General features: G+C 55.9%; 4 protein-coding genes and 1 pseudogene. 1 reads left to right on the top strand and 4 read right to left on the bottom strand.

The window, feature by feature from the left end:
- Positions 1-213: 213 nt before the first annotated feature.
- The 3 genes and pseudogenes from IGS51_RS18515 to IGS51_RS18510 form a co-directional block, all read right to left on the bottom strand.
- Positions 214-633: a hypothetical protein gene (locus IGS51_RS18515; RefSeq protein WP_297080254.1), complete on the bottom strand. Its 420-nt coding sequence runs from the start codon at positions 631-633 to the stop codon at positions 214-216.
- Positions 630-719 (bottom strand): annotated as a pseudogene (locus IGS51_RS22430) (hypothetical protein); the annotation flags it as partial. The pseudogene IGS51_RS22430 and the gene IGS51_RS18515, both read right to left, overlap by 4 nt.
- 41 nt (positions 720-760) lie before the next feature.
- Positions 761-1306 (bottom strand): hypothetical protein, encoded by a 546-nt coding sequence (locus tag IGS51_RS18510; protein WP_297080253.1) that lies wholly within the window; start codon positions 1304-1306, stop codon positions 761-763.
- Between the two features lie 343 nt (positions 1307-1649).
- Here IGS51_RS18510 and IGS51_RS18505 point away from each other — a divergent pair, with 343 nt between their 5' ends.
- Positions 1650-2666, top strand: coding sequence for a TOBE-like domain-containing protein (locus IGS51_RS18505; RefSeq protein ID WP_297080252.1), 1017 nt, complete (start codon positions 1650-1652; stop codon positions 2664-2666).
- Positions 2667-2730: 64 nt separating this feature from the next.
- Here IGS51_RS18505 and IGS51_RS18500 read toward each other — a convergent pair whose 3' ends face one another.
- Complete coding sequence (locus IGS51_RS18500) at positions 2731-3150, bottom strand: hypothetical protein (RefSeq protein WP_297080251.1); 420 nt, start codon at positions 3148-3150, stop codon at positions 2731-2733.
- Positions 3151-3377: the final 227 nt, after the last annotated feature.

Below are 3377 nucleotides of genomic sequence, written 5' to 3'. Positions count from 1 at the left end.
TCTCCCGCTTTGGGAGAGGGATTTAGGGTGAGGGTTACAAAAGTGGGATACACCCCGCCGCTTTCCCTGGTATATCCTGTTTTTGCAAAATTGCCACAGGATCTCAAGACGAGATTAAGGCTTTATGGAGACTATTCTGAGCAGCACATTCGTCTAAGCGCATTTGCCTAAGAGAATGGGTCAGCGCCGGCCAGGGTAGGCGAGTGCGCTGGATTATTGCTCCAGCAGGGTTTGCTGATGGCGCTGGAGGAACCGTCCCCATTCCACAGCCAGGGATGCATCAGTAAAGGGAATGGCGACTGTACCGTTGGGCAATTCCAGGGCGATCGCCAGGGTTCGTCCCGTTTCGGGGGGCGCATCCAGCGGCAGGGTTTTGTCATCAACTTGGAGGGCGATCGCCCTCACGTCGCTCAGCTTCACCGTTTGCAGCGCCACGGGGCCCCGGCGCGTCGGCTTGCCCCACACCAGTTCGTCGCCCCGCTGCCCCAGGGCTGCCAGAATGTCATACTTTGCTCGCTCAAACTGAGCCGCCCACTGGCGGTAGGCTTCCAGTTTTTGATACTCATTCCAGCCGGCCCACGCCAGCCAGCAAAACACCGCCAGCAGCGGCAGCCACAGCAATCCTCTTGTCATGGGTTGGTTTGAGAAAATGCCGAAAACGTCACCTCAGGAAGCATCGCCCCAGAAAACGTCGCCCCAGAAAACGTCGCCTCAGAAAACGTCGCCCCAGACTAACTCGTGGGGCGATCGCCCTTGGACGCTATCGGGGCAAATCGGGACAGATAAACTCGTCCTCCAGCGCACTCAGCGTCACCTCCTGCGTGTCTCCACTGCGAACCAGGGTTTGCCGCAGCCTCAAGGTCGTGTTCGTCAGTTCCAAGATTTCGGCAGTCAGGGCGACCTGTCCATTCTCGCTCACCCGCAGCACATTCGGCGCGTCTTTATCAATCGTCCAGCCCGACAGAGCATAGGTTTCGACACAGGAGGTCTGCAAAAAGGTGCCGTTTGCCAGAAATACATAGATGCTGCCTAGTGCGGGTTCTGACGGGGCTTGCGTCATCCGCCACACCCGACTAAACAAAACTGTCAGATCCTGCCCCGATGCGGCAGCGGCCGTCAGGCTGGAGTCCGATGAAGCGGCAGGTTGCCCCTCCGCAGCAGCCTCTTCGGGCGCACGGGCTGTATTCGTTGGATCAGCCCCACCTGAGCAACTTGCCAACCCTACCAACAGCGCAGCAGACGCAATTCCCCCCAAAGGAATCTGTCGCAAAATCCTTTTTAATCCGTTCATTTTTAATCCGTTCATTCGATTCTCTCCAAAATTTTTTCAGGCTTTCTCTGGACGGTTTTCCATCGAGAAAAGTTCATATAGTCTACCGAACCGTTGCGCTGGGACCGCACTCTAAAATCGTTGCAGTCTTTCGGAGAGTGCTGTAATCTACAGAAAGTACATCTGAAAACCGGACTTTCATCTGTCTTTCATTCGTCATTGGGTGTTGAGTTGAGGCGTGTTGAGTTGAGCATTGAGTTGCGTTCACCGAAGCACCGTTTGGGATGATATTCTGACGAGTCGTGGGGCGATCGCCCAGCGTCCTTAACCGACCACCCGGCTGCACTCCGCTTCACCAGTTCTTGGGGATTTCTGAACAATGGGGATTGTTGTTGAAAACGTATCAAAGTGCTTTGGCAGCTTTTGCGCGGTCGATCAGGTCAGCTTGGAGATCAAGACGGGATCGCTGGTGGCGCTGCTGGGGCCGTCGGGTTCTGGGAAATCCACGCTGCTGCGGCTGATTTCAGGATTGGAAATGCCCGATACGGGGCGCATCTTGCTAACGGGCAAAGATGCCACCTATGCCAGCGTACAGGATCGCAACATCGGCTTTGTGTTTCAGCACTACGCCCTGTTCAAGCACATGACGGTGCGGAAAAATATTGCCTTTGGGCTAGAACTCCAAAAAGTCTCCAAAGATAAGGTGAAAAAGCGGGTTGAGGAACTGCTGGATTTGGTGCAGTTAAACGGGCTGGGCGATCGCTACCCATCTCAGCTTTCGGGCGGGCAGCGGCAGCGCGTCGCCCTGGCCCGGGCCCTGGCGGTGGAACCCAAGGTGCTATTACTTGATGAGCCTTTTGGGGCGCTGGATGCCAAGGTGCGGAAAGATCTGCGGGCGTGGCTGCGGCGGCTCCACGACGAAGTTCACGTCACCACGGTCTTTGTCACGCACGACCAGGAAGAAGCGATGGAAGTCTCTGATGAAATCGTGGTCATGAATCAGGGACGGGTAGAGCAGATGGGCACGCCTGCGGAAATCTACGACCATCCCGCCAGCGCCTTTGTAATGAGCTTTATCGGCCCGGTGAACGTGCTGCCCAGCACCTCCCACATTTTTCAGGGCAACGGCTTCGACTCGCCCCATCCAGAAGTGTTTCTGCGCCCGCAGGACGTGATGGTGGAGGTGCAGCCCAATGGCACGACGGTTCCCGCCCGCGTTAGCCGGATCATTCATCTGGGCTGGGAGATTCAGGCAGAACTGACGCTGGACGACGGGCAAGTGCTGACGGCCCACCTAACGCGCGATCGCTTCGATGAGCTACAGCTTCAGCCTAACCAGCGCGTCTACGTCAAACCCAAGGATGCCAAGGCATTTCCCCTGTATTACTCGATTTAGCCTGGGGTCTAAACCTTTACGCTCACGGGAGATCGGCGAAACGTTCGCCCTGAACCCAGGGGTACTAGAGCTGAAACTGAAACCCGGCCTCCGTTAGCACAGGCGGCAAGGTCAGCGGTTGGTCGGAGCGAAGACCAGAAAAACCCTGGGTGAACTGGGCAGCATTCTGCCAGACTGACAGACTCATGTTGGGCGTATCAGCCAAGCTTCCACGATTTGAAAACAACGTGGGGCGCTGACTCAGGTATAGCGGAAACGATGAAGAAACATTACCACGCAGGTCGGCCAGCATCGATGATGTAGCTGATGAAAGAGCCTCGGTTGCGCGATCGCCCGTCATGCCTATCACCACTGCATCTGCCCAACCCGCCACCACCTGGGAAACGGAGCGGGGCTGGGGATGAGCATTGACCGCCGTGATCGTATACCCTGCCACCGAAAACAGCAGGAAAGCCTTCGCCAAAGCCAAATCCGCCTCAGTCATACCTTCAGACTCCTGTTAAACCCCGTCTAAATTTTGGTCTAAAACTCTGTGAATCTACGGAGTATCCTCAGCAAAGCATAAGTGCCAGAAATCCGCAATATTACTGAGACAGGGTTTATTTTTGCTTGATGAAACGAGGCAAAGACGGGCAAAACCAGATCGTTGGCAGGGCGTGGATCGAAGGGGCGATCGCCCTGCCCTCAAATTCACCCTCCAAATTCACCCTC

Origin of the sequence: Thermoleptolyngbya sp. M55_K2018_002 (genome assembly GCF_015295965.1) — a bacterium.
Taxonomy (GTDB): domain Bacteria; phylum Cyanobacteriota; class Cyanobacteriia; order Elainellales; family Elainellaceae; genus Thermoleptolyngbya; species Thermoleptolyngbya sichuanensis.
Note: the sequence above shows the minus strand (reverse complement) of the source record. Positions and strands in the feature narration are given on the sequence as shown.

What these genes read in the sequence shown, in the direction of transcription:
- IGS51_RS18515 (WP_297080254.1), bottom strand. Translation starts at nt 633, where the DNA reads ATGACAAGAGGATTGCTGTGGCTGCCGCTGCTGGCGGTGTTTTGCTGG.
- IGS51_RS18510 (WP_297080253.1), bottom strand. Translation starts at nt 1,306, where the DNA reads ATGAACGGATTAAAAATGAACGGATTAAAAAGGATTTTGCGACAGATT.
- IGS51_RS18505 (WP_297080252.1), top strand. Translation starts at nt 1,650, where the DNA reads ATGGGGATTGTTGTTGAAAACGTATCAAAGTGCTTTGGCAGCTTTTGC.
- IGS51_RS18500 (WP_297080251.1), bottom strand. Translation starts at nt 3,150, where the DNA reads ATGACTGAGGCGGATTTGGCTTTGGCGAAGGCTTTCCTGCTGTTTTCG.